Annotated in this window: 21 protein-coding genes; 8 read left to right on the top strand and 13 right to left on the bottom strand. The window is 65.6% G+C overall.

The annotated features are described in order from the left end of the window. Positions 1 to 22 precede the first annotated feature (22 nt). Genes ACO1XS_RS04840 through iolB form a run of 4 tightly spaced genes read left to right on the top strand, consistent with a single transcriptional unit; the run spans position 23 to position 5759 of the window. Entirely contained in the window at positions 23 to 2038 is a 2016-nt protein-coding gene (locus tag ACO1XS_RS04840) for a bifunctional 5-dehydro-2-deoxygluconokinase/5-dehydro-2-deoxyphosphogluconate aldolase (protein ID WP_486390126.1), read from the top strand. After that, positions 2038 to 3969: a 3D-(3,5/4)-trihydroxycyclohexane-1,2-dione acylhydrolase (decyclizing) gene (iolD, locus tag ACO1XS_RS04835; protein ID WP_486390125.1), complete on the top strand. Its 1932-nt coding sequence runs from the start codon at positions 2038 to 2040 to the stop codon at positions 3967 to 3969. Before ACO1XS_RS04840 ends, iolD begins: the two co-directional genes overlap by 1 nt. Positions 3970 to 4029: 60 nt before the next feature. After that, positions 4030 to 4959, top strand: coding sequence for a myo-inosose-2 dehydratase (iolE, locus tag ACO1XS_RS04830; RefSeq protein ID WP_440560721.1), 930 nt, complete (start codon positions 4030 to 4032; stop codon positions 4957 to 4959). Next, positions 4959 to 5759 (top strand): 5-deoxy-glucuronate isomerase, encoded by an 801-nt coding sequence (gene iolB / locus ACO1XS_RS04825; RefSeq protein WP_486390124.1) that lies wholly within the window; start codon positions 4959 to 4961, stop codon positions 5757 to 5759. Before iolE ends, iolB begins: the two co-directional genes overlap by 1 nt. Before the next feature lie 107 nt (positions 5760 to 5866). Here iolB and ACO1XS_RS04820 read toward each other — a convergent pair whose 3' ends face one another. The 8 genes from ACO1XS_RS04820 to ACO1XS_RS04785 all read right to left on the bottom strand — a co-directional run bounded on the left by ACO1XS_RS04820 (position 5867) and on the right by ACO1XS_RS04785 (position 12252). Beyond that, complete coding sequence (locus ACO1XS_RS04820; RefSeq protein ID WP_486390123.1) at positions 5867 to 6292, bottom strand: hypothetical protein; 426 nt, start codon at positions 6290 to 6292, stop codon at positions 5867 to 5869. A 30-nt stretch (positions 6293 to 6322) separates the two neighbouring features. After that, positions 6323 to 6511 carry a hypothetical protein gene (locus ACO1XS_RS04815; protein ID WP_331566076.1) on the bottom strand — a complete coding sequence of 63 codons (189 nt, stop codon included), beginning with the start codon at positions 6509 to 6511 and terminating at the stop codon, positions 6323 to 6325. Between the two features lie 210 nt (positions 6512 to 6721). Further along, on the bottom strand, positions 6722 to 7432 hold the full coding sequence (locus ACO1XS_RS04810) for an ABC transporter ATP-binding protein (RefSeq protein ID WP_331566078.1): 711 nt from the start codon (positions 7430 to 7432) through the stop codon (positions 6722 to 6724). Then, the gene (locus ACO1XS_RS04805; RefSeq protein WP_331566108.1) at positions 7429 to 8181 is read right to left on the bottom strand and encodes an ABC transporter ATP-binding protein; all 753 of its coding nucleotides are present in this window, start codon (positions 8179 to 8181) and stop codon (positions 7429 to 7431) included. Before ACO1XS_RS04805 ends, ACO1XS_RS04810 begins: the two co-directional genes overlap by 4 nt. Beyond that, the gene (locus tag ACO1XS_RS04800) at positions 8181 to 9455 is read right to left on the bottom strand and encodes a branched-chain amino acid ABC transporter permease (RefSeq protein ID WP_486390122.1); all 1275 of its coding nucleotides are present in this window, start codon (positions 9453 to 9455) and stop codon (positions 8181 to 8183) included. Before ACO1XS_RS04800 ends, ACO1XS_RS04805 begins: the two co-directional genes overlap by 1 nt. A 4-nt stretch (positions 9456 to 9459) precedes the next feature. Continuing rightward, positions 9460 to 10398, bottom strand: coding sequence for a branched-chain amino acid ABC transporter permease (locus ACO1XS_RS04795; protein WP_331566082.1), 939 nt, complete (start codon positions 10396 to 10398; stop codon positions 9460 to 9462). Positions 10399 to 10411: 13 nt separating this feature from the next. Further along, entirely contained in the window at positions 10412 to 10951 is a 540-nt protein-coding gene (locus ACO1XS_RS04790) for an NUDIX domain-containing protein (RefSeq protein ID WP_173254774.1), read from the bottom strand. Between the two features lie 47 nt (positions 10952 to 10998). Next, a complete protein-coding gene (locus tag ACO1XS_RS04785; RefSeq protein WP_486390194.1) occupies positions 10999 to 12252 on the bottom strand; it encodes a YbfB/YjiJ family MFS transporter in 1254 nt (417 codons plus the stop codon). A 105-nt stretch (positions 12253 to 12357) separates the two neighbouring features. Here ACO1XS_RS04785 and ACO1XS_RS04780 point away from each other — a divergent pair, with 105 nt between their 5' ends. Beyond that, positions 12358 to 13272 carry a LysR family transcriptional regulator gene (locus ACO1XS_RS04780; RefSeq protein WP_331566084.1) on the top strand — a complete coding sequence of 305 codons (915 nt, stop codon included), beginning with the start codon at positions 12358 to 12360 and terminating at the stop codon, positions 13270 to 13272. Here ACO1XS_RS04780 and alaS read toward each other — a convergent pair. Beyond that, positions 13244 to 15868 (bottom strand): alanine--tRNA ligase, encoded by a 2625-nt coding sequence (alaS, locus tag ACO1XS_RS04775; protein ID WP_486390121.1) that lies wholly within the window; start codon positions 15866 to 15868, stop codon positions 13244 to 13246. The two genes, ACO1XS_RS04780 and alaS, sit on opposite strands and share 29 nt — an antisense overlap. Positions 15869 to 16125: 257 nt before the next feature. On the opposite strand from alaS, the gene ACO1XS_RS04770 reads away from it, so the two are divergent. After that, complete coding sequence (locus tag ACO1XS_RS04770; protein WP_486390120.1) at positions 16126 to 17346, top strand: CaiB/BaiF CoA transferase family protein; 1221 nt, start codon at positions 16126 to 16128, stop codon at positions 17344 to 17346. Between the two features lie 51 nt (positions 17347 to 17397). Here ACO1XS_RS04770 and ACO1XS_RS04765 read toward each other — a convergent pair whose 3' ends face one another. Continuing rightward, entirely contained in the window at positions 17398 to 17949 is a 552-nt protein-coding gene (locus ACO1XS_RS04765; protein ID WP_331568770.1) for an RBBP9/YdeN family alpha/beta hydrolase, read from the bottom strand. Between the two features lie 231 nt (positions 17950 to 18180). On the opposite strand from ACO1XS_RS04765, the gene ACO1XS_RS04760 reads away from it, so the two are divergent. Further along, positions 18181 to 19896: a glutamine--tRNA ligase/YqeY domain fusion protein gene (locus ACO1XS_RS04760; protein ID WP_331567037.1), complete on the top strand. Its 1716-nt coding sequence runs from the start codon at positions 18181 to 18183 to the stop codon at positions 19894 to 19896. A 56-nt stretch (positions 19897 to 19952) separates the two neighbouring features. Here the strand turns inward: ACO1XS_RS04760 and ACO1XS_RS04755 are convergent, their stop codons facing one another. The 3 genes from ACO1XS_RS04755 to ACO1XS_RS04745 all read right to left on the bottom strand — a co-directional run bounded on the left by ACO1XS_RS04755 (position 19953) and on the right by ACO1XS_RS04745 (position 22664). After that, entirely contained in the window at positions 19953 to 20402 is a 450-nt protein-coding gene (locus ACO1XS_RS04755) for an NUDIX hydrolase (protein ID WP_486390119.1), read from the bottom strand. A 34-nt stretch (positions 20403 to 20436) separates the two neighbouring features. After that, the gene (gene aqpZ / locus ACO1XS_RS04750; protein ID WP_440560129.1) at positions 20437 to 21180 is read right to left on the bottom strand and encodes an aquaporin Z; all 744 of its coding nucleotides are present in this window, start codon (positions 21178 to 21180) and stop codon (positions 20437 to 20439) included. Positions 21181 to 21314: 134 nt separating this feature from the next. Then, positions 21315 to 22664: a cytochrome-c peroxidase gene (locus tag ACO1XS_RS04745; RefSeq protein ID WP_486390118.1), complete on the bottom strand. Its 1350-nt coding sequence runs from the start codon at positions 22662 to 22664 to the stop codon at positions 21315 to 21317. 127 nt (positions 22665 to 22791) lie between these two features. On the opposite strand from ACO1XS_RS04745, the gene ACO1XS_RS04740 reads away from it, so the two are divergent. After that, positions 22792 to 24375, top strand: a complete 1584-nt coding sequence (locus tag ACO1XS_RS04740; protein WP_486390117.1) for an acid phosphatase — start codon at positions 22792 to 22794, stop codon at positions 24373 to 24375. Positions 24376 to 24397: the final 22 nt, after the last annotated feature.

Here is a 24397-nt window from a genome sequence, read left to right as displayed (position 1 = left end):
TCACAACGATCCCGAACTTTCCATGGCAGCGAACCAACCTACCCTCGCCACGGCCACGCCGAGTCGCTTCGCGCCGGGCCGCACCCGCGACATCATCTGCCTCGGCCGGCTCGCGGTCGATCTCTACGCTCAACAGATCGGCGCGCGACTGGAAGACGTGTCGAGCTTCGCCAAATATCTCGGCGGCTCCTCGGCCAACATTGCCTTCGGCTGCGCCCGGCTCGGCCTCGCCTCGGCGATGCTCGCACGCGTCGGCAACGACCATATGGGCCGTTTTCTGACCGAAACGCTCGCGCTCGAAGGCTGCGACGTCAGCCACACGCGCGTCGACACGGATCGGCTCACCGCGCTCGTGCTGCTCGGTCTGAAGGACCGCGATACGTTTCCGCTCATCTTTTATCGCGAAAACTGCGCCGATATGGCGATCGACGAAAGCGACTTCGACGAGGCATTCATCGCCTCCAGCAAGGCGCTCCTAATCACGGGCACGCATTTCTCGACCGAGCGCGTCAATCGCGCGAGCCGCCGCGCGCTCGATTACGCGCGCCGCAATCAAGTCCGCACGGTGCTCGATATCGACTATCGGCCGGTGCTTTGGGGCCTCACGGGCAAAGCGGACGGAGAAACGCGCTTCATCGCGAACGAGAGCGTGACCGCGCACTTGCAGCGCATCCTGCCGCTTTTCGATCTCGTCATCGGCACGGAGGAGGAGTTCCGCATCGCCGGGGGCAAGCATGAACTCGTCGATGCGCTGGCGATGGTGCGCGCGGTCACGAGCGCCACGCTGGTCGTCAAGCGCGGGCCGCTCGGCTGCACGATCGTCGATGGGGCCGTGCCCGCATCGATCGACGATGCGCCGACTTATCGCGGTGTAGAAGTGGAAGTCCTCAACGTGCTCGGCGCGGGGGATGCGTTCGCCTCGGGTTTTCTGTCCGAGTGGCTACGCGACGCGCCGTTCGAGCGCTGCGCGCAGACCGCCAACATCTGCGGCGCGCTCGTGGTGGCGCGCCATGCGTGCGCCCCGGCGATGCCCACGCCAGCCGAGCTCGCCTACTTCCGCGAAGCCGCCGCGCAGGACCCGGCCCGCATGCGCCGCCCCGATCGCGATGCCGCCCTCTCGCGGCTGCATCGCGTCAGCGTCAAGCGCACGCCGCGCGATGAAGTCCTGGGCTTTGCCTTCGATCATCGGAATCAGTTCTTCGAGTTGGCGCAGCAAACCGGTGCCGACGAGACGCGCATCGCCGCGCTCAAGCAGCTTTTCGTGCAAGCCGTCGCGCTCACCGAGAAAAGCCTCGCGCTCGAGGGACGCATCGGCGTGCTCATCGACGATCGCTACGGGCAGGATGCGCTGAACGCGGCAACGGGCCGCGGCTGGTGGATCGGTCGTCCGGTCGAGCTGCCGGGGTCGCTCCCGCTCGTCTTCGAGCACGGCCGTTCCATCGGCACGACCCTCGCAAGCTGGCCGCGCGAGCACGTCGTCAAGTGCCTCGTCCAGTACCACCCCGACGCGCCGATGGACGAACGCATCGAGCAGGAAGCGCAGCTGCGCGCGCTTTATGACGCGGCTCAGGCCAGCGGACACGAGCTGTTGCTCGAAGTCATCCCGCCGAAGCGCGCCGCGCTCCCCGACGCGCCCGACACGGTCTACCGCGCGCTCAAGCGTCTCTACAACCTAGGCATTCAACCCGAATGGTGGAAGCTCGCGCCCATGACGGCCGTGCAATGGCAAGCGATCGACGCGCTCATCGCCGAGCGCGATCCTTACTGCCGCGGTGTCGTGCTGCTCGGCTTGTCGGCTGGCGTCGAGCAGTTGGCGGAGGGCTTTCGCGCCGCTGCCGCGTCGACGGCCTGCAAAGGCTTCACGGTCGGGCGCACGATTTTCCACGAGCCGAGTCGCGCCTGGCTCGCAGGGGAGATCGGCGACGACGCCTTGATCGCGAACGTACGCGAAAGATTCGAAACATTGATCGGCGCATGGCGCGCGGCGCGCGCGAATGCCACGCCGCATGCGTCGACCGCAAACTCGGAGGCCGCGTGATGAATGCACCCGAAAACGCTCCGGACCCGAACCTCGCTCGGCACGCCGGTACGGGCGCTACCGTCCGTCTCACCGCCGCGCAGGCACTCGTCAGGTTTCTCGCTGCGCAGCGCGTGTCGATCGACGCCGACGACGGCCAGACCGAGACCGTGCCGCTTTTCGGCGGCGTATTCGCCATCTTCGGCCACGGCAATGTAGCCGGCGTCGGTGAGGCGCTCTATCAGCACCGCGAAGTACTGCCCACCTATCGCGCACACAACGAGCAAGCGATGGCGCATGCGGCCATCGCCTATGCGAAAGCGCATTTTCGCCGCCGCATGATGGCCGTGACGACCTCGATCGGACCGGGCGCGACGAATCTCGTCACGGCGGCGGCGCTCGCTCATGTCAATCGATTGCCCGTCCTGCTGCTGCCCGGCGATATCTTCGTCTCGCGCGCACCGGACCCGGTGCTGCAGCAGGTCGAGGACTTCCACGACGGCGGCGTCTCCGCCAATGACACGCTCAAACCGGTATCGCGATACTTCGATCGCATCGTCCATCCGGCGCAACTGCTGACCGCTCTGCCGCGTGCGCTGCGCGTGCTGACCGACGCCGCGCTGTGCGGCCCCGTCACGCTCGCGATGCCGCAAGACGTCCAGGCTATGGCATACGATTTCCCGGTCGATTTCTTCGCGACGCGGCTGGTCACGTTCCACTCGCCGGCCCCGAGCGCCGCGGAACTGGATGCCGCGCTCGCAGCCTTGCAACGCGCCACGAACCCGATGATCGTCGCCGGCGGCGGTGTGCTCTACAGCCGCGGTGCCGCCGCCGCGCTCGCGGCGCTGGCCGAACGGCACGGCATCCCGGTTGCGGAGACGCAAGCCGGCAAAAGCACGCTGCCTTGGGATCATCCGCTCAATGTCGGTGCGATCGGCGTCACGGGCTCGAGCGCCGCCAACGCGCTCGCGCACGAAGCCGATTGCGTGCTGGCCATCGGCACGCGCCTGCAGGACTTCACGACGGGCTCGAACACGCTCTTCACGCAAGCCGAAGTGGTCTGTGTCAACGCGAATATGTTCGATGGGATCAAGCATCGCGCGGCGCCTGTCATCGCCGACGCCTGCGCGGCAATCGACGCGCTCGCGGCTTGTCTCGGGTCATGGCGGGCGAGCACGGCCTGGACCGAACGCGCACGCCAACTGGCCGGCCAATGGCGAGACACGGTTACGCAGCGCACCCATGCGGAGCCCGTAGCGGGCAAACTGCCGTACGACGCCGACGTCATCGGCGCTGTCCAGCGCTCCTCCGCCCGCTCGGCAGCCGAGGATATCGCGGTATGCGCGGCGGGAACGCTGCCGGCCGAATTGCATAAGCTTTGGCGGGCCGCACGCCCGGGCGGCTATCACGTCGAGTATGGCTATTCGTGCATGGGCTACGAAATCGCCGGTGGCCTCGGGGTGAAGCTGGCCAGGCCGCAGCGCGAAGTGATCGTTCTCGTGGGCGATGGCAGCTATCTGATGATGAACAGCGAGATCGCCACGTCCGTGATGCTGGGGGCCAAGCTCATCGTCGTCGTGCTCGACAATCGTGGCTACGGCTGCATCAACCGGCTGCAGCAAGCCTGCGGCGGCGCGCCGTTCAACAACCTATTCGACGATTGCCTGCAAGGCCCGCTGGGCGCACCTGCGATCGACTTCGCCGCTCACGCGCGGTCACTGGGCGCGCATGCCGAACACGTGGCCGACGCGGCCGGCCTCGAAGCGGCGCTCGCGCGCGCACGTGCGGCCGATCGAACGACGGTGCTCGTCATCGACACCGATCCCGCCCGCACGACCGACGATGGGGGCTGGTGGTGGGAAGTCGCCGTGCCGGCCGTATCGGAGCGCGAGGCGGTACGCGCAGCGCGCGCCGACTACGAAGCGCAGCTCGCGGCACGCGGCACGCGCTAAAAGTTAATTTGCGACTGGCGGCAGCCAGGCGCAAAGACAGATTACACATCGAGGATCAGCATGAGTGCTTTCGAAGTCCGCATCGGCATCAATCCGCTGTCGTGGATGAATGACGACCTCCCCTCGCTGGGAGGCGAAACGCCGCTCGAAGTCGCCCTGACGGAAGGCCGGCAGATCGGCTACGAGGGGTTCGAACTCGGCAACAAATTTCCGCGCGAACCGCAGGCCCTGAAGGCACTGCTTGCGCAATACGACCTCTCGCTCGTCTCGGGGTGGTATTCGGGCCGGCTCGCGCAACGCAGCGCGGAAGAAGAAATTGCCGCCGTCGGACCGCACCTCGAACTGCTCGCGAAAAACGGCGCGACGGTGATGGTCTACGGCGAAGTCGCCGACACGATCCAAGGCTCGCCGCTACCGCTTTTTCAGCGGCCGCGGTTCTTCACCGAGGCGCAATGGAGCACCTACGCCGAACGGCTCGAGCGCTTCGCGCGTTACACCCTTTCGCAAGGCGTGCGCGTCGCTTATCACCATCACATGGGGGCCTATGTCGAAACGCCGGCCGATGTCGATGAACTGATGAAGCGCACGACCGATGCCGTCGGCTTGCTGCTCGACACGGGCCATATCACGTTCGCGGGAGGCGACCCGCTCGCGCTGCTGGAACGGTACGCCGCGCGCGTTTGCCACGTGCACTGCAAGGATGTCCGCCCCGATGTCGTCAAGCTCGCCCGCAATCGCGACTGGAGCTTCCTCGAAGCGGTCATCAACGGCGCGTTCACGGTACCGGGAGATGGCGCGGTCGATTTCGCGTCGGTGATCGGCAAGCTCAGGGAGATCGGCTATCGCGGCTGGCTCGTCGTCGAAGCCGAGCAGGATCCCGTCATCGCGCCCAGCTATGCGTACGCCGAGAAAGGGTACCGGACGCTGCGCGCGCTCGTCGATGCGCCATCGTTCGCACCGAACGCCCCCACTACCAGGGAGATCGCCTGATGAGCCTGCTCGTGAAAGCCCAACGCGAGGGCTCGACGATCGCACGCGTCACACCTGAATCGGCCGGCTGGCGTTATGTCGGCTTTGCCGCCCACAGATTGAGCGAGGGCGAGGCACTCGACGTTCATGAAGCGGCGCGCGAAGTCTGCATCGTCGTGCTGAGCGGCACCGTAACGATCGAGGCCGACGGTCAGCGGTTCTCGAGCATCGGTACGCGCGCCAGTGTTTTCGAGGACACGTCCCCCTACGCGCTGTACCTCCCGCCCGGCAAACGCGCGACGGTGCGCGCCGAACGCAGCGCGGAAATCGGCGTCGCAAGCGCGCCGGGTACGGGCCGCTACCCGATGCGTTTGATCGAGCCGTCGCAAATGAAGCGTTCCGTTCGCGGCAAAGGACTCAATACGCGCTATGTTTGCGACATCCTGCCGCAAACCGAGCCCGCCGAATCACTGCTCGTCGTCGAAGTGCGCACGCCGGGCGGGCACGCATCGAGCTATCCGCCGCACAAGCATGATGCCGACAACATTCCGCTCGAAAGTTCGCTCGAAGAGACGTATTACCATCGGCTCGATCCGCCGCAAGGGTTCGCGTTCCAGCGCGTCTATACGGACAGCCGCGATATCGACGAATCGATGGCAGTCGAAAATCACGATGTCGTGATGGTGCCGCGCGGCTATCATCCTGTCGTCGTGCCGTACGGATACGACTCCTACTACCTCAACGTCATGGCCGGGCCGCAGCGCGTCTGGCACTTCAAGAACGATCCCGCGCACGAGTGGATCATGACGCGCGACGTTTGAGAAGGTCCGGCATTGTTTCAACGCCGAGTGCACACGCTGATGCATCGCCAGACGATCGCCGCGCCGCTACAGGTGACGGCGCGGCGATACGCGCGACGGGTGGAGGCTCAAAAGACCCGCGAGCGATTTTCCGCGGATGCCAGCGGCTCGACGTCGACGAATTCCATCTTCATCGAGAGCGGTCCCTCACTCGTGGTCGAATAACGGACCGCGGGCGCGTTGAGGACGCTCTCGTCCGTTACGCCGAGCCATCCCGTTTCCTGCTCTCGCCCAATAGTGCTCTGGTAGCCGCCGGCCGAGCCATAGTCGACGTCGAGCCCGTCGGCAACGATCAGTCCCACTGCGTGGGCGTCGATCTCGCCGCTGTCTTCGGCCGGCACGAAAAGCTCGGCCGAGCGCCCCGGCGGCAAGCGGTAGGGCTTCGCCTTCGGGCGACCATCAAGTATCAGAACCTGGTCGTCCCAGTTCGGGTCGCCGGAAATGAAAATGTCGCGGCTCGATTGGTTGCTCACTCGTACGATGGCATCGCTCAAGGTTCGACTCTCCTTTGAAAGCGCCGAACCTCAAAACGAGAACGGCGGAGCTTCGCTACGAAACAGCGCGCATTGATTGGCCATCTGTGCGAATCCGTTCATCGGTGGCGGATAAGGTTCGCCTGCCACGAATCTGCTACCGCTTTGCGCGATCGACTCATAAACGAGCGTCGGCTCGGGGAACTCGGGACTACTGACCGTATTGATTGGATAAGCCATTGCGTGCTCTCCTCAGACTGGACTGGACTGACGCCACTGCACGCGTGCTCCGGGCTGAAGCCGCATCTGCAGAAGCGGGATGATCCTATCCGGGCCGGTATCGGACCGGGCTCGACGCGCACCGACTATCGGACGCTCGGAAGCACGAGGCGCGTCATCGCAATCGAGACCGGCTATCTCGAAGTAAAAGCAGGGAAAGCGGCCGTCGACTCACTGTCCAACCGCGATCCATTCATCGACGATATGCGAGCCCAGCGCTTGCATCGGGCCGTCGAATACGAGGCGCCCATGCCCCATGACGGCAACGCGTCGGGCAATGTCTCGCGCGATAGTGAAGCGCTGCTCGATCAGCAGCACCGCGCCGCCCTCCTCGCCAAGTTCGCACAGGCAGCGCAGCACGTCGGCCACTGCCTGCGGCGCCAGGCCTTCGGTAGGTTCGTCGACGATCATGAGGCGCGGCTCGCCAAGCCATGCCCGCGCAAGCGCCAGCATCTGCTGCTCGCCGCCCGAGAGCCTGCCCGCTTGCGTGCGGCGCCGGGCCGCGAGCATCGGAAACCGGTCATAGGCGCGCTCGAGCGCGGCGCGTATGGCCTGTCGCCGCTTGCCGGGTTTGACGCCGAGCTGCAGATTCTCATCGACGGAGAGTTCGGCAAAGACATCGCGCCGTTCGGCCACATAACCAATCCCGCGCCGGGCGATCTCGAAGGTCGGTTGCGCGATCAGTTCGTCACCGTCGAAGCAAACCGATCCCTCACGCGCGACCAGCCCGACCAGCGCTTTCGCGAACGTCGATCTGCCCGCGCCGTTGCGTCCGACGAGCGCGACGATTTCACCGGCGTCGATGGACAGATCGACGTCGCGAAGCACCTGCATTTCGCCGTAAAAAGCGCGCAACCCGCGCACGGTGAGCAGCGTGCTCATGAGAGTGGCCTGTCGCCGAGATAAGCGGCACGCACGCGCGCATCGGCACGAATCTCGTCCGGCGTGCCGCTCGCCACGATGCGCCCCTGCACGAGTACCGAGATGCGATCGGCCAGGCCGAACACGGCCTCCATATCGTGCTCGATCATGAGGAGGGTTTTGCCCGCGCTCGCCGTGCGCAGCAGCGCAATGGCCCGGCGCGCTTCCTCGCGGTTCAAGCCCGCAGTCGGCTCGTCGACGAGCAGTGTCGTCGCGCCGCTCGCCAGCGCGATGCCGAGATCGAGCGCGCGCGCGTCGCCATAGCTGAGCGCCGCCGCAGGCGCATCGGCATGGCCGCTCAACGCGAGCGCCTCGAGCACTTCCCACGCACGCCGGTCGACCTCGCGCGAGCCGGCAAGATAGCGCCGCCAACCCAGCGAGCAGGCGCTGCCGCAGCGCACCGCGCAGCGCAGGTTTTCGAGCACGGTCATCCGCTCGAACACACTCGTCGTCTGGAAGCTCCGCGCAAGGCCCCGTCGCGCGATCGCGTGCGCCGCGCGCCCGGTGATATCGGTACCGTCGAGCACGACGCGCCCTCTGTGCGGGCGACGGATGCCGGCAATGACGTCGAATAGCGTCGACTTGCCCGCACCGTTCGGCCCGATCAGGGCGTGGCGCTCCCCGGCCTCGATCGAAAGATCGATACCGCGCAACACCTCGGTCGCGCCGAAGCGCTGCTCGATGCCTGTCAGCGCGAGCGCCGCGCGCATCATGACCGCGCTCCTCGATGCGCCGCCCCGCCGTGCCCGCTCGTTCGCGCGCGCCGCGCATGAAGCGCCGCGATCGCACCGACGCACGCGAGCGCGGCCACGACCGCCCAGGTCATCGGCGAGGCCTCATCGAACCGGTACGCGCCGACGTGCCATTGCCCTCCCGCATCGGCTGCGAATTGACGCGCATAGAGCGTCTCGACAGCGAGCACGCAAGCTGCGAGCGCAGCCAGCCACGCCACGGCACTCGAGAGCGCCGCGCGCACCATGGCGAGCCGTTCGGACCGGCCGAGCGTGGGGAGCCGCCCGATCGCCGCGAAGCCATGGCCGACGATACCGACGATACCGTTGGGTGCGCGCATTACGATCGCCACGAAAATGAGCCCGAGATAGAGCGGCCATGCGCGCGTCACCGACGCCAGCCCGACGCTGAAGCCGGTCAGCACGGCCGCGCCGAGCACCGGTCCGAAAAACGACGCGCTGCCGCCCATCACCGTTGCGATCAGCACGTCGCCCGAGCGGGCCATACTCAGGCCTTCGGACGATGCGACTTCGATGTCGATGAGGGTCAGCGTTCCCGCCACGCCCGCAAAAAACGCGGAGACGACGACCATTGCATAGCGAACACGGCGCGGGTCGGTACCGAGTGCGGACACGCGCCGTTCGTTGTCCCGCACCGCGTTGGCCAGCCGCGCGAACGGTGTGCGCACCAGCGCCGCCATCGCTGCGCAGGCCAGCATGCACCATGCCGCTACCACCGCGTAGGCTTCGCGCGCCGGTCCGAACGTCCAGTGGCCCCAGGCCGGTCCGGCCGCACGATCGATGACAACGCCGGCGGCGTCGCCGAAACCGGTCGGCGCCGCCCAGACGACAGCGAGCGCCAGCTCGCCGATCCCGAGCGTGATCATGGCAAACGCGGTGCCGGCCCGGCGTGTCGCGATGAAGCCGAATGGCACGGCCAGTGCGGCACCGGCCATGCCGCCCACGAGCGGCAGGTAGGGCAAGGCGATCCCGTAACGGTTGAAGGCCTGCGCGGCCACGAATGCCGCGAGCCCCGAATAGGCCGCGTGACCAAACGAGAGCAAGCCCGTCTCACCGAGCAGCAGGTTGTAGGACAGCGCGAGGACGATCATCGCCGCGGTTTGCGCGAGATAGGCAAGGAGCCCTCGATACTCGGCCGTGAGCGCCAGCGGCGCGGCGAGAAAGGCGACAAGCACGACCCACGGGGCGAGCGCGCGTAGGGCGCGCGATGCGGGACGCTGCGGGGCACTCATCGGCTCATGCGGCATCGCCGCGCGTTCCGGCGATCCCTCGCGGGCGGCATACGAGCATCGCCACGAGCAGCAGGTACGGCACGAGCGGCGCAAGCTGGGCGAGCGTCAGCGCCCCCCACCGTGAAGGCAAAGCGAGCCCGGCCGCATCGGCGAGCGCGGCGAGCCGCCACGGGCTGGCAGCCGCGAAAGTCTGAAGACAACCGATCAGGACAGAGGCCGCGAGGGCGCCGCCGATCGAGCCGAGCCCCCCAACGATGACGACGACGAAGACGATCGATCCCATCGACTCGGCCATCCCCGGCTCGACGACGAAAAGCGGTGCACCGACGACGCCGGCCAGCGCGGCGAGGCCCGTGCCCAGTGCAAAAACGAGCGTGCCGATACGCGGCACATCGTGGCCCAGTGCTTCCACGGCCTGCCGCGCGCCAAGTGCGGCGCGCAGGACGAGGCCGGTCCGCGAAAGATGCAGGACGGCGTAAAGCAGCGCGAGCATGACGAGCGCCGTCGCCATCACGAAGGCGCGATAGCGAGGGAAAGCGGCCGAGTCGAATACGAACAACGGCGCATCGAGTACCGCGGGCACCGGGGCCGCGAGCGTGCCGGGTCCCCAAATGAATTTGACGGCTTCCCCAAGAAGATAGGCGAGCCCGAACGTCAGCAGCAATTCGTGCAACGCGCCTTGAGCGCGCACGTGACGCAGCAATAGCCGCTCGACGAGCGCACCGGCCGCGCCCACGACGGCGGGTGCCGCAACGATCGCAACCCAGAAGCTCCAATGGGCACCGATTGCCGCGCCGACATACGCGCCGAGCATGTAAAAGCTTGCATGCGCGACGTTGAGGACGCCGAGAAAACTGAAGATCAGCGTCAAGCCCGACGAAAGCATGAAAAGCAGCAGCCCGTAGCTGATGCCGTTCATGGCATCGACGATGAATGTGCTCATGATGCCGCGGACGTCACTGCCCCGGCCTGTCCACGAACTCGAACGGCAGGCCCCGCCGGCGCATCCATTCGGCCAGGGCCTGACCGGTCCCCGCACGCCATGGACGCAGCTTCGCGGGCTCGACGAGCCGATATTCGAGCAGCTCCGGCGACAGCGAAATCGTTCCGTGGGCCTGCACGTGATACGCGATGATGAGCTCGTTCTTTCGAATGAATTCATAGACGCCGATCAGCTCGGTCGTCTCGGCATGCAGCGACGTTTCTTCGCGCACTTCCCGCGCAATTCCGGCTTCAGGCGTCTCGCCGTTTTCGAGAAAACCAGTGATCAAGGCAAACACGCCCTCCGCCCAGGCCGCATTGCGGGCGAGCAGAATTTTGCCTTCGTACTCGACGATTGCCGCGACGACAGGCACCGGGTTGTGCCAGTGAACGAACCCGCAGTCCCCATCGGGACAGACGCGGCGCGTGCGGCCACCCTCCTCGGCAGCATCGTCGCGCTCGACGAGCGGCTTCGTGCAATGCGGGCAGTATCGATAATCGCTGGAAACGTTCATGGATGGCGCGGAATGTGACTGCCGGCCAGGGCCGGAACGCGCACATTCTAACGGCTTTGCTTTTCGCGCGCGGCGCCCGTGCTCCACATCGCCAATACCGCGAGCCCCACGGCGCCGGCAACGAGCAGGCCGGCAGCCAGCCAAAGCGCCGGCGAGAACGAGCCGACGCGCGCCGCAATCGGCGCGGCCACGAGCGGCCCGACGATCTGTCCAAGGCCGTAGGCCGCCGTCGCATAACCCATCAGTCCCGCGGCGCGCTCCCCCTTCAGCCGGCGCGCCTCGCGCATCGCAAAAAGCGTGATGGCCGTGAACGGGAATCCGATCAGGATGCTGCCGAGCGCAAAGCCCGCGACGTTCGGAAACACGATGCCAAGCGCAATACCGGCCGCTTGCAGCAGATAACAGACGGCGAGCAGGCTCCGGTTGTCCCACGCGGGCGGCACCCGCGCGGCGAGCAGCGCGCCCGGAATCAATGCGGCGCCGAACATCGGCCAGAACAGGTCGGGCCACGCCGAGCCGGGCAACGCGTGACGGGCGATAACGGGCAAAAACGTCGCGGTGATGATGTAGCCGAAGCCCGGCAACCCATAGAGCAGCACGAGCCACGCGCCTTGCGCACGGGCGCGCGGCTCGGATGGAACATGCGCATCGGCCGCCCCCCTCGCAGCCGGTGCGGCGCCTGCCTTCGCCGAGGAGGCGTGGGCCGCGCCGTCGTCGGCAAACGTGCGCCAGATCGGAACCGCGAACACGGCGCAGAGCACCCCGAAACCGATCCACCCGGCCGCCGCCCCATAGCGGGCGAGCAGGCCCGCAAAAAGCCCCGTGACGACAATGCCGATGCCCGGCCCCGTATAGATCAGCCCGCCCCACGCGTGCGCACCGCGCCGCGCCAGGCGCGCCAGCCCCCACTGCGAGGCGAACACGAACGTCCAGGCGCTCACCGCCCCGGCCGCGAAACGAATCGCTGCCCAGACCCAGAACGCGTCGACGAGGCCCATCGCGCACGTGAGAACGACAGTCGCCGCGAGCCCCGCGCGGACCACCCGCCCCGGCTCGACGCGCAGCGCCGCGCAAGTGAGCGCGCCGACGAAATAGCCGGCGTAATTCGCCGATGCCAACCAGCCGCCTCCGCGCAGATCGAGCGCGCCGCCATGCAGCATCAGCGGTAAAAGCGGCGTGAAAGCGAAACGTCCCACCCCCAACGCGACAGCCAGGACGACCATACAGGCGAGCGCCACCCGCGCGGGGCTGGGCTGAGCGGCAACCGACGGAGTGTAGCTTCGTGGCACGGAATGGCTCATGGCGATAGGGGTGGCGCGCGGCGGTTCGGACAGGAAAATCATAGCTTGACCGTTCGTTCTCGAAAAATGAATAATTACGAACGCAATCATCTTCGAGAGAGAACTATGGATCTCGCTGCGCTGACCGTCTTTCGCGCGGTCGTCCGGGAAAACGGCGTCACGCGCGCCGCGATGAAGCTCAACCGCGTGCAGTCGAACGTCACGACGCGGGTCAAGCAATTGGAGGCGGAGCTCGGCACACCGCTGTTCGTGCGCGATGGGCGCAGGCTCGTCCTGACGCCGGCCGGCGAAACGCTGCTGCCGTACGCCGAACGGTTGCTCGCGCTGGCCGACGAAGCCCGTCAGGCGCTCGTCGACGATAAGCCTCGTGGGCGATTGTCACTGGGTACGATGGAAAGCACCGCGGCAACGCGGCTGCCGAGCTTGCTCGCGAGCTATCACCAGCGGTGGCCCGACGTAGCGCTCGAACTGACGACGGCCACGACGGGCTGTCTGCACGAACGGCTCGTGAAATTCGAAATCGATGCGGCATTGATGGCGCGGCCACCCGAGCCGGGCATGCTCGACGAATCGCTCGACAGCGTCCCCGTCTTTCAGGAGTCGCTCGTCATGCTGACGCCGCGCGGCCATCGGCCGATTCGGCAAGCGTCCGATATTGCGCTGTCGACACTCGTCGCGTTCGAGCGCGGCTGCTCGTATCGCGAATATATCGAGCGATGGTACGCCGGTCATGGCATTCGCCCGGCCCGTGTGCTCGAGCTCGGCTCATATCATGCGATCGTGGCCTGCGTGGCCGCGGGCGCGGGTGTGGCCGTCGCCCCACGCTCGGTGCTCGAACTGCTGCCGCGCGGTGCGGACGACGTGGCGGTCCATGCGCTCGACGAACTGGACGCGATCGACACGCTGCTCGTCTGGCGCCGAGGGCAGTGCTCGGCGGCGCTCAAGGCGCTGCGCGAGCTGCTGCTCGCCGCGCGATCGAGCGCCGCGGCGATCAAAGCTGAGCGCGCACCCACCCGGTAACGGCGGCCAGTGCGGCGGGCAGCCCAGCGGGCTCGGTACCGCCGGCCTGCGCCATGTCGGGGCGGCCGCCGCCCTTGCCGCCGACTTGCTGGGCAACGAAGTTGACGAGCTCGCCGGCCTTGACCTTCTTGCTCGCCTCCGGCGTCACGCCTGCGATGAGGCTGACCTTGCCGCCGTCGACGGCGGCAAGCACGACGGCCGCGTGCTTGAGCTTGTCCTTGAGCTTGTCCACGGTCTCGCGAAGCGTTTTGACGTCGGCGCCGTCGAGCGTCGCGGCGAGAACCTGCACGCCGGCGACATCGACGGCCTTCGCCACCAGTTCGTCGCCCTGGCTCGACGCGAGCTTGGACTTCAGCGCCGCGAGTTCCTTCTCGAGCGATTTGACCTGCTCCTGCACTTGCCCGATGCGCTGCGTGAGCTCCGAAGGCGGCGCCTTGAGCGCCGCGGCCGCGGCAGCCAACTGCGCCTCGAGCGTCTGCGTGTAGCGCACGGCGTTATCGCCCGTCAGCGCCTCGACGCGGCGTACACCGGCCGCGACGCCGGTCTCCGCGACGATCTTGAAGAAACCGATATCGCCTGTGCGATGCACGTGCGTGCCGCCGCAAAGCTCGCGCGAAAAACCGAGATCGAGCACCCGCACCTCGTCACCGTATTTTTCGCCGAAAAGCGCCATGGCGCCGCCCTTCACCGCTTCGTCGAATGGCATGACGCGTACGACGCCGGGCGCGTTGGCGAGAATTTCCGCATTGACGATGTCTTCGACACGGCGGATTTGGTCGTCCGTCAACGGCGCGTTATGAACGAAGTCGAAACGCGTTTTGTCGGGATCGACGAGGGAGCCTTTTTGTTGCACGTGCGCGCCGAGCACTTCACGCAACGCCTTGTGCATCAGGTGCGTCGCCGAATGGTTGCGCGCGGTGCGTGCGCGGCGGATCGCGTCGATCTCGGCCTTGACGACGTCGCCCACCTTCAGCGTGCCCTGCTCGAGCGTGCCATGATGGCCGATCACGTCGGCCTGGACCTTGAGCGTATCGAGCACTGCGAAGCGCACGCTGGCGTTGGCAATGACGCCCGTATCGCCCACTTGACCGCCCGATTCCGCATAAAACGGCGTGTGATCGAGCACGACGACGGCCTGCTGCCCAGGGGCGACCTGCGTGACGGCCGAGCCGTCGACATAGAGCGCGACGACTTTGGCGTCGTCGAAGATCTGTTCCTCGTAGCCGTGGAACGTCGTCTTGGCGCCCGAGTATTCGAGACCTTGCGCCATCTTGAACTTGCCGGCCGCGCGAGCCTGCTCGCGCTGGCGCGACATCGCTTCGTCGAACGCGGGTTCGTCCACCGTCACGTCGCGCTCGCGGCAGACATCGGCCGTCAGATCGAGCGGAAAGCCATAGGTATCGTGGAGCTTGAAAGCGACTTCGCCATCGAGCGTCTTCCCGCCCTTGGACGCGAGATCGGCCAGCGCCGATTCGAGGATCGACATGCCGTGCTCGATCGTCTCGAAAAAGCGCTCTTCTTCCTGGCGCAGCACGTCCGTCACGCGTGCTTGCGCATCGGCGAGCTCGGGATAGGCGGCTCCCATCTCTTTGACGAGATCGGCTACCAGCTTATGGAAGAACGGCCGCTTGCAGCCGAGCTTGTAGCCATGGCGGATGGCGCGGCGCACGATCCGGCGCAGCACGTAGCCGCGGCCCTCGTTGCCCGGAATCACGCCGTCGACGATCAGGAACGAACACGCGCGAATATGGTCGGCGATAACCTTCAGCGAATTGTTGCCGAGATCCGCCACGCCCGTTTCGCGCGCGGCCGCCTTGATGAGCGCCTCGAAGAGGTCGATCTCGTAGTTGCTGTGGACGTGCTGCAGCACCGCCGCAATGCGTTCGAGGCCCATGCCCGTGTCGACACAGGGCTTGGGCAGCGGCGTCATGTTGCCCTGGGCGTCGCGGTTGAACTGCATGAACACGAGGTTCCATATCTCGATGTAGCGGTCGCCGTCTTCCTCGGGCGATCCGGGCGGGCCGCCCCAGACTTCGGGACCATGATCGTAGAAGATCTCCGAGCAGGGGCCGCACGGGCCCGTGTCCGCCATCTGCCAGAAGTTGTCCGAGGCGTAGCGGGCGCCCTTGTTGTCGCCGATGCGGATGATGCGCTCGCGCGGCACGCCGAGCTCATCGGCCCAGATGCCGTAGGCCTCGTCGTCCTCCTGATAGACCGTGACCCAGAGTTTGTCCTTCGGCAGCCGGTAGACTTCGGTCAGGAGTTCCCAGGCGTAACGGATTGCGTCGCGCTTGAAATAGTCGCCAAACGAGAAATTGCCGAGCATCTCGAAGAACGTATGGTGCCGCGCCGTGTAGCCGACGTTTTCGAGGTCGTTGTGCTTGCCGCCCGCGCGCACGCTGCGCTGGGCCGTCGTGGCGCGCGTGTAGGGACGCGACTCGGCGCCGAGAAACACGTCTTTGAATTGCACCATGCCCGAATTGGTGAAGAGCAGCGTCGGGTCGTTGCCCGGCACGAGGCTCGACGAGCGGACGATCGTGTGGCCCTTCGATTCGAAGAACTTGAGGAATTTCTCGCGGATTTCGGCGGCTTTCATAAGGGACTGGGGACGTTCTCGATTGGAAACCCGGCGCCCACGCTTGCCGCGGGCGGGCGATTTCGCCTAAACGACCAATTATACGGAAATGTCGCCGGATTGCCCTTGCCAAGGGATGCCGGCGCAGCGAGGCTCGAGTCCGCGACGCCACGAAGCGCGGAACAAAGGCAGTCTGGGCCCGACGCCAAAAACCGCTTAACATGCCAACGACGCTGGCGGCTCATGCCGGCTGCCGATCCAAGGAGACATCGACCGACATGGGAGCGCTCAGTCATATCCGCGTGCTCGACCTCACCCGCGTGCTCGCCGGCCCTTGGTGCGCGCAGACGCTTGCCGATCTCGGCGCCGATGTCATCAAAATCGAACGTCCCGGCACGGGTGACGACACGCGCCACTGGGGCCCGCCCTATCTGAAAACACCCGACGGCACCGATACGCGCGAGGCAGCCTATTACCTGTGCGCAAATCGCAACAAGCGCTCGGTCACGGTCGACATAGCGACGCCCGATGGGCAGAGAATCGTTCGGGACCTCGCGGCGCAAAGCGACGTCGTACTCGAAAACTACAAGGTGGGGCAGCTCGCCAAGTACGGGCTCGACTACGCCTCGCTCGCGCAGGTCAAACCGGACCTCATCTATTGCTCGGTGACGGGCTTCGGCCAAACGGGCCCACTCGCCGAACGCGCCGGCTACGACTTCATCGTCCAAGGCATGGGCGGCTTCATGAGCGTGACGGGCGAGCGCGACAGCCTGCCCGGCGGCGGGCCGCAAAAAGCCGGCGTGGCCATCGCCGACCTGATGACAGGGATGTATACGACGGTCGCCGTGCTCGCCGCGCTGGCGCATCGCGAGCGAACAGGCATCGGCCAATACATCGACATGGCGCTGCTCGATGTGCAAGTCGCGATGCTCGCGAATATGGGCTCGAACTATCTGACGAGCGGCCGGCCTCCGCAGCGTTGGGGCAATGCACATCAGAACATCGTGCCTTATCAGGCATTCCAAACGAGCGACGGATGGATCATCCTCGCGGTAGGCAACGATGCGCAATTCCGCAAGTTCGTGCAGGTGGGCGGCCGCCCGGAACTCGCCGACGACGCGCGCTTCGCAACGAACCCCGAGCGCGTGCGTCACCGCGAGGCGCTCGTGCCGATCGTCGCCGACATGGTGAAGGCGCGCGGCAAGCGCGAGTGGATCGAATTGCTCGAAGCCGTCGGCGTACCATGCGGGCCGATCAACGATCTCGCCGAGGTGTTCGACAACGAGCAAGTCCAAGCGCGCGGCATGCGGGTGAGCGTGCCGCACCCGAGCGGTGCACAGGCCGCGCTCGTGCGCAATCCGATCGTGATGAGCGAGACGCCGCCCCAAGTGCGGACCGCCCCGCCGATGCTGGGCGAACACACCGAGGAAGTACTGCGCGGCCTTCTGGGCTACGACGGCGCGGCGATCGCCGATTTGCGCGCACGCGCGGTCATCTGAGCGGCGCGCGGCGGGAGGCGGCAGAGCCCGGCTTCCAATGCCCCGACGCGATCAGCTTTCGAGCGAAGCAAGCCATGCCAGCCCTTCGGGCCAGTCGCCCAGCCCACTTTCGGCGTTGATGTGACCGCGTGGACCAATGTCGATGAAGCGGCTACCCCAGGCCTTCGCGCAGCGCTCGGCGAAGGCGACCCCTCCGTACGGATCGTCGCTGCTCGCGACGACGATCGTCGGAAACGGCAGCGGCTCCATCGGCACATGCTCGTAGCCGTTCGCATCGGCCGGAAATTCCGCCCCGTGCGGATCGGGCACGGCCACCAGCAACGCCCCCGCCACCTTCGATGCCGCACGGTCGCTGTAATGACGCGCCGCCCAAACCACGGCGGTCAAACAGCCGAGGCTGTGCGCCGCGATCCGGACTGGCTGCGGGCCAGATGCCGAAATGGCGCGATCGAGCGCGTCGCACCAATCGTCGCAGACGGGACGCTCCCAATCGGGCATGGCCACGCGCACGAACGTCGGATCGAGCGCCTCCCAGCGCGTTTGCCAGTGTCCGGGGCCGGAATTGGCATAACCGGGCAGAACCAAGGTTTGCTTCGCACTCATGATCGGATGAATCCCTGCTTGGGCGCATGTCGAGTCGACGGCGCGTTTCGGCCGCCGCCGCGTAGTATAAGCGGGGAACGATGACGAATGAGGAGCCGGATCGCTTCGCCATTTCGCGCGTCGAACGTTGAGTCACGCGACCGGCCGCCGGCCCGCCGGGAGCCGCTCAGGTAGAATGATCGGAACCCGCGCGGGCACGGCCCGCCTATTTTGCCGATTCTCATTTTCCGCATGAACAACGAACGCAACGATGCGACGGCCGCTGTGCCGTCCAACTTCATTCGCAACATCATCGACGAAGACAATCGCACCGCGAAATGGGGCGGGCGCGTCGAAACGCGCTTTCCCCCCGAGCCGAACGGTTATCTGCATATCGGTCACGCGAAGAGCATCTGCCTGAACTTCGGTATCGCCCGCGATTACGGCGGCGTTTGTCATCTGCGCCTTGACGACACCAATCCCGAAAAAGAGAGCGTCGAATACGTCGACTCCATCGTCGATGCCGTGCACTGGCTCGGCTTCGATTGGGAAAAAGACGGCCAAACGCATCGCTACTACGCGAGCGACTACTACGGCAAGCTCTATGAGTTCGCCGAACTGTTGATCACGCGCGGCAAGGCTTATGTCGATAGCCAGTCGGCCGAGGAGATGCGCCACGGGCGCGGCACGCTGACGGAGCCGGGCACGCCCTCCCCTTATCGCGAGCGCTCGCCGCAAGAGAGCCTCGATCTTTTCCGCCGCATGAAAGCGGGCGAGTTCCAGGAAGGCGAACACGTCCTGCGCGCGAAGATCGACATGAGCTCGCCGAACTTGAACATGCGCGACCCGGTGCTCTATCGCATCCGCTTTGCACATCACTACCGCACAGCGGACCAGTGGTGCATCTATCCGATGTACGACTACACGCACTGCATCTCGGACGCGCTCGAAAACATCACGCATTCGCTTTGCACGCTCGAATTCGAGGATCATCGTCCGCTTTACGACTGGATACTCAACGAGCTGGCCGACGCGGGCGTGTTCACGCGTCCTTTACCGCAGCAAATCGAATTTTCGCGGCTCAACCTGACCTATGCGATCACGAGCAAGCGCAAGCTGTTGCAACTCGTGACCGAAGGACATGTCGACGGCTGGGACGATCCGCGCATGCCGACCATCGTCGGTGTGCGCCGCCGCGGCTTCACGCCTGAGAGCATTCGGCTTTTTTGCGACCGCATCGGCGTGACGAAGGTCGATTCATGGATCGACATGAGCGTGTTCGAAGGCGCGCTGCGCGACGATCTCGACGATAAAGCGCCGCGCACCGCGGCCGTGCTCGATCCGCTCAAGCTCGTGATCGACAACTTCCCCGCCGATCTGTCGGAGCCGTGCACCGCGCCGGTCCACCCGCACCACCCGGAGCGCGGCGAGCGCACGTTCCCGATCTCGCGCGAGCTTTGGATCGAGCGCGAGGACTTCGTGGAGAACCCACCGAAGGGATATTTCCGTCTCTTTCCGGGCAACAAGGTGCGTCTGCGCTACGGCTACGTGATCGAGTGCACGGGTGCGGAAAAAGACGATCAAGGCAATATCGTCGCCGTGCACTGCAATTACTTCCCGGACAGCAAGTCCGGCACGGAAGGCGCCAACCAGTACAAGGTCAAGGGCAATATCCACTGGGTCAGCGCAAAGCATGCGGTTGCGACGGAGGTTCGGCTTTACGATCGCCTGTTCAAGGAAGCGCAGCCTGATGCGGGCGGCCGCAATTTCCTCGAGGCGCTGAACCCCGATTCGAAACGCGTCGTGAACGCCTACCTCGAACCCGGCGCCGAGACGATGCAACCCGAAGATCGTTGCCAGTTCGAACGTCATGGCTATTTCGTCGCCGATCGCCATGACTCGAAACCGGGCAAGCCCGTCTTCAACCGGATCGTCGGACTGCGCGACAGCTGGGGCAAGCCGGCCTGACGAGATGAGCCCCGGTGGCGCAGGGGCTTTCAGCCGTATCGGCAGCCCGACGCGAATTACAACGTCCTATGCAGTTCGGTCAGTGAAAGCGCCGTTTCGAAGAGCCGCGTCAGGCTGCGGCTCGCGAAGCGCCCCACCTCCATCGGCGCCACCCAACGGAACGCATCCATCTCCGGAATCATCGAGCCGTCCTTGCGGCTAGGAAAAAGCGACGTGCAATTGCAGTGCGCGAGATCGATTTCTCCCTCTCCAGCGCGCGCCGCAAAAAGATGCAGATCCTTGTCCCGCCGATAAACAAAGCGCCCGAGGTCCTTCAGACGCTCGGGCGCAAACTCGATGCTGGTCTCCTCGCACAATTCGCGCAGCGCCGTATCGATCGGCGCCTCCCCCGTTTCGCCTTGTCCTTTTGGAATGTCCCAATGCGTCGTATCCGTCGCATGGGCAAGCAATACATATCCACGCCGGTCGAGCACAACGACACCGCACGATACGCTGCGCTCGCTCATCGGCTAGTGGCCTGCCAACCCCAGCCGGCCCGGCTCACGTCGTCGCAGCCCGACCGACGGCGGCCTTGGGTGCAGGTTCGAGCACGAGCCGATAGATCGCGCCGCCCACCGCCCCACCCACGAGCGGCACGACCCAGAAAAACCAAAGCTGACCGAGCGCCCAACCTCCCTCGAACAGGGCCACGCCGGTACTGCGGGCCGGATTGACCGATGTGTTGGTCACGGGAATGCTGATCAGGTGGATCAACGTCAACGCAAGGCCGATCGCGATCGGCGCAAAACCGGCGGGAGCCCGCTTGTCCGTTGCGCCGAGGATGATCAGTACAAAAAACGCCGTCAGCACGAACTCGGTCATCGCCGCCGCCGTCGCGGAATAGCCACCGGGCGAATGTGCCCCGTAGCCGTTGGACGCGAATCCGCCCGCCATGTCGAACCCCGGCTTGCCGGTCGCAATGCAATAAAGCACGCCGCCCGCGGCAACCGCGCCGAGCACCTGCGCGACGATATAAGGTCCCACCTCGTATGCGGGAAAGCGCCCGCCGGCGCACAGTCCCACCGTCACAGCCGGATTGAAATGGGCACCCGAGATGTGGCCTACAGCGTAAGCCATCGTCAGCACGGTGAGTCCGAACGCCAATGCCACGCCGGCAAACCCGATCCCCAACTCCGGGTACGCGGCAGCGAGAACGGCGCTGCCGCAGCCGCCCAACACCAGCCAGAAGGTACCGAGGAATTCCGCCGCAAGCCGCTTCGTCATGTGTCGCTCTCGATAGGTCATGAGGTATGACGATCCTAGGCTAGGCATTGCAACAACTCAAGCCGTACGAGGCCGCCGGCACCCGATTTGACGAAATTTCATAATTTGTGGGATTTGGCCACGTGTAACCGTGTTACGCGACTCGACGTACGCGCTCATTCGGCCGGCGTCGCTTCGTAGCCGTCGGTCAACGTCCGCAAGAACGCGATGACATCGCGAATCTCGCGCGCGTCGAGCGCCGCCTTGCCGCCGCGCTGTCGGTCGAAAGGGGGCTCGGTATTGATGTTGGCCCAGTACCGCTTCGGCAGATCGTCGAATTTGACGACGCGACCGCTGACGACCGGATAGAACCGCTCGGGGTGCGTGTCGCGCTCGGCATAAAAGCGCAAGACCTCCTCGAGCGACCGATAGATGCCGTTATGAAAAAAGGTTTGCCGCGTGGCGACGTTGCGTAGCGTCGGCGTCCGGAACAGTCCACAGAATTCGTCGCGCCCGACCAAGTCCGTGCGCCAAGGCCCGCATGCGCCCAGATCGAAGAACCGAGGGTCGCGATTCGCCGCGAGTGCGCGGTTGCGCGGCACGCCGAGTGCGATCAGGCCAAAGTCGGTAAAAAGGGGCGGCGAGCCGTCTTTGGCTCGCTGGCTCGGATGGCAGCTCGCGCAGTTGCCTTTGCGTTCGTCGTTGAATAGTTGCAGGCCGCTCAACTCCGCCTCGCTCAACGCGGCACGGCCGGCAAGATAAGCGTCGTACTTGCTCGTGTAGGGAGAGAACACCGACGGCTTTTCCTCGAATACGGCGAGCGCGTCCAACACCGCATCGAACGTAGCGTGATCGTCGTCGAGCACGCGCGCGCCGAATGCCGCGCGAAACGTCTCGGCGTAAGGTGCCGCACGCACGGCCGCGGCGACCCGTGCCGGCGTGCTGCCCATTTCGAATGGCGAGAGCAGCGGAACGGCCGCCTGCGCGCGATGCGTGTCGACACGGCCGTCCCATGTCAAGCCGCCGGTCGGGCCCGCGTCGACGCTCTCGTCGCCTTCGTCGTCGGAGTCGTGATAGTGCTCGCTGAAAGCGGGTACCCATTGCGAGTACATCAATGTCGGCACCGCGCGATAGCCGGGTTGGCGCAGATCCGTCCCCCCCAGTTGAACAGATAAGGCATTGGGCGGCCCGAACGCGTGCGCGGGGCTATGGCACGACGCGCAGGCGAGCTTGCCCGAGCCCGATAGCGACGGGTCGAAAAAAAGCTCCTCGCCCAGTGCAGTCTTCATGCGAATCGACGCATACACGTTCGCACGCGTCGCACCGCTTCCGATGCCGAGCTCGGCCGCTTCGCCCGGCCGCGGCCCCTGCTCGGGGCGCGTACAGGCAGCAAGGGGCGCGATCGCGCAAACCGCGCTTGCAATGGCCAAGGCGCTTCGCAGGCGCCGCCCGATGGCGGACACGCGCTCGCCGGCCACACGCGTCACCGCGCTCGCGCACGCGCGTGCGTTGAACTCCACGTCCAACCTCCCCGTTTCGACGTCAGGAAAAAGACACGTTATCGCGATAAACTGCGGCGACCCGCGCGGGCTGCACCGGCGCACCGATAGATGCCATGCGGCATGAAACGCTCGATCCGAAGGAGAACAAGCGATGCGCAAGAATACGAGAAAATACCTTGCTGCGGCTACCATTGCCGCCATCGTCGCGTTGGGCGGTTGCGCCAATGGCACGCTGGACGAACGGCAAGACTTGTCGAGCGTGCGCAATATCGTCGTCATCTATGCGGAAAACCGCAGCTTCGACAACCTTTACGGCAGCTTCCCGGGTGCCGACGGTCTGCAGAACATCTCGGCCGCGAGCGCCCGCCAGCTCGATCGCGACGGCAAGCCGTTACCGAGCTTGCCGCCCATCTGGAACGGCCTCACGCAACGCGGGGTCATACCGGCGGTGACGCAATCGGCAACGCGCGACCTGCCGAACGCGCCGTTCGCCATTGACGACCCGAACGGCTTCAACACATCGCGCCACGTCGCCACGCGCGATCTTTGGCATCGTTTCTACGAAAACCAGATGCAGATCGACGGCGGCAAGAACGACATGTTTGCCGCCTGGGCCGATTCCGGCGGTCTCACGATGGGCCACTACGCGGCCGATACCTCGACACTGCCGCTCTGGAAGATCGCCCAGCAATATACGCTTGCCGATCATTTCTTCATGAGCGCATTCGGCGGCTCGTTCCTGAATCACCAGTGGCTCGCGTGTGCTTGCACGCCGGTGTACCCGAACGCCGACAAGAGTCCGGCGGCGCACCTCGTTTCGGCGGTCGAGCCCGACGGCGTCACGCTCAAGGTGGCGGCCAACTCGCCCAGTTCGGCGATAGCCGGGCCACCGAAGTTCGTCAACTCGAACAACCTGACGCCGGACTTCTACGCCGTGAATACGATGCAGCCGGCCTACCAGCCGAGCGGCAACGCACCGGCGGCCGGCGGCGATCCGCGCTTCGCCGATCCCGCCAACCCGACGACGCTGCCGCCGCAAACGCAACGGCATATCGGCGACGCACTCAACGACGCCGGCGTTTCCTGGGCCTGGTACGGCGGTGCCTGGAATGCCGCGCTCGAAGCGACGAATCGGGGCGACGTCATTTACGGCCCGGCCCGGTCGGCCCCCAACTTCCAGCCGCATCATCAACCGTTCAACTATTTTGCCGACATGGCGCCCGGCACGGAGAATCGCGCGCGACACCTGCTCGACGGTGGCGTCAATGGAAGCAAGTTCATCGAGACGATCGACAACGGCACGTTGCCGCAAGTGGCGTTCTATAAGCCGCAAGGCAACCTCAACGAGCACCCCGGCTATGCGGACGTCGAATCGGGCGATCGTCATATTGCCGATGTCATCGCGCATCTGCAAAAGAGTCCGCAGTGGCAGCACATGGTCGTGATCGTGACGTATGACGAGAACGGCGGCTTCTGGGATCACGCGGCCCCGCCGAAAGGCGACCGCTTCGGCCCCGCGACCCGGATTCCCGCGATCATCGTTTCGCCGTTCGCGAAAAAGAACTACGTCGATCACACGCAATACGATACGACTTCGATCCTGCGCTTCATCTCGCGCCGCTTCGCGCTCAAAGAGCTGCCCGGCCTCAAGATCCGCAATGAAGCACTCGTCGCGCACGGCAATATGCCGATGGGCGATTTGACGAACGCGCTCGACCTCGACGGCGATCGATGATCCGATAATCCGGGCGGCCGGC

This window comes from Trinickia sp. (assembly GCF_057351765.1).
The sequence above is the reverse complement of the archived record's forward strand: the minus strand, read 5'-3'. Positions and strand labels throughout refer to the sequence as shown.

What these genes read in the sequence shown, in the direction of transcription:
- ACO1XS_RS04840 (WP_486390126.1), top strand. Translation starts at nt 23, where the DNA reads ATGGCAGCGAACCAACCTACCCTCGCCACGGCCACGCCGAGTCGCTTC.
- iolD (WP_486390125.1), top strand. Translation starts at nt 2,038, where the DNA reads ATGAATGCACCCGAAAACGCTCCGGACCCGAACCTCGCTCGGCACGCC.
- iolE (WP_440560721.1), top strand. Translation starts at nt 4,030, where the DNA reads ATGAGTGCTTTCGAAGTCCGCATCGGCATCAATCCGCTGTCGTGGATG.
- iolB (WP_486390124.1), top strand. Translation starts at nt 4,959, where the DNA reads ATGAGCCTGCTCGTGAAAGCCCAACGCGAGGGCTCGACGATCGCACGC.
- ACO1XS_RS04815 (WP_331566076.1), bottom strand. Translation starts at nt 6,511, where the DNA reads ATGGCTTATCCAATCAATACGGTCAGTAGTCCCGAGTTCCCCGAGCCG.
- ACO1XS_RS04810 (WP_331566078.1), bottom strand. Translation starts at nt 7,432, where the DNA reads ATGAGCACGCTGCTCACCGTGCGCGGGTTGCGCGCTTTTTACGGCGAA.
- ACO1XS_RS04805 (WP_331566108.1), bottom strand. Translation starts at nt 8,181, where the DNA reads ATGCGCGCGGCGCTCGCGCTGACAGGCATCGAGCAGCGCTTCGGCGCG.
- ACO1XS_RS04800 (WP_486390122.1), bottom strand. Translation starts at nt 9,455, where the DNA reads ATGAGTGCCCCGCAGCGTCCCGCATCGCGCGCCCTACGCGCGCTCGCC.
- ACO1XS_RS04795 (WP_331566082.1), bottom strand. Translation starts at nt 10,398, where the DNA reads ATGAGCACATTCATCGTCGATGCCATGAACGGCATCAGCTACGGGCTG.
- ACO1XS_RS04790 (WP_173254774.1), bottom strand. Translation starts at nt 10,951, where the DNA reads ATGAACGTTTCCAGCGATTATCGATACTGCCCGCATTGCACGAAGCCG.
- ACO1XS_RS04785 (WP_486390194.1), bottom strand. Translation starts at nt 12,252, where the DNA reads ATGAGCCATTCCGTGCCACGAAGCTACACTCCGTCGGTTGCCGCTCAG.
- ACO1XS_RS04780 (WP_331566084.1), top strand. Translation starts at nt 12,358, where the DNA reads ATGGATCTCGCTGCGCTGACCGTCTTTCGCGCGGTCGTCCGGGAAAAC.
- alaS (WP_486390121.1), bottom strand. Translation starts at nt 15,868, where the DNA reads ATGAAAGCCGCCGAAATCCGCGAGAAATTCCTCAAGTTCTTCGAATCG.
- ACO1XS_RS04770 (WP_486390120.1), top strand. Translation starts at nt 16,126, where the DNA reads ATGGGAGCGCTCAGTCATATCCGCGTGCTCGACCTCACCCGCGTGCTC.
- ACO1XS_RS04765 (WP_331568770.1), bottom strand. Translation starts at nt 17,949, where the DNA reads ATGAGTGCGAAGCAAACCTTGGTTCTGCCCGGTTATGCCAATTCCGGC.
- ACO1XS_RS04760 (WP_331567037.1), top strand. Translation starts at nt 18,181, where the DNA reads ATGAACAACGAACGCAACGATGCGACGGCCGCTGTGCCGTCCAACTTC.
- ACO1XS_RS04755 (WP_486390119.1), bottom strand. Translation starts at nt 20,402, where the DNA reads ATGAGCGAGCGCAGCGTATCGTGCGGTGTCGTTGTGCTCGACCGGCGT.
- aqpZ (WP_440560129.1), bottom strand. Translation starts at nt 21,180, where the DNA reads ATGACCTATCGAGAGCGACACATGACGAAGCGGCTTGCGGCGGAATTC.
- ACO1XS_RS04740 (WP_486390117.1), top strand. Translation starts at nt 22,792, where the DNA reads ATGCGCAAGAATACGAGAAAATACCTTGCTGCGGCTACCATTGCCGCC.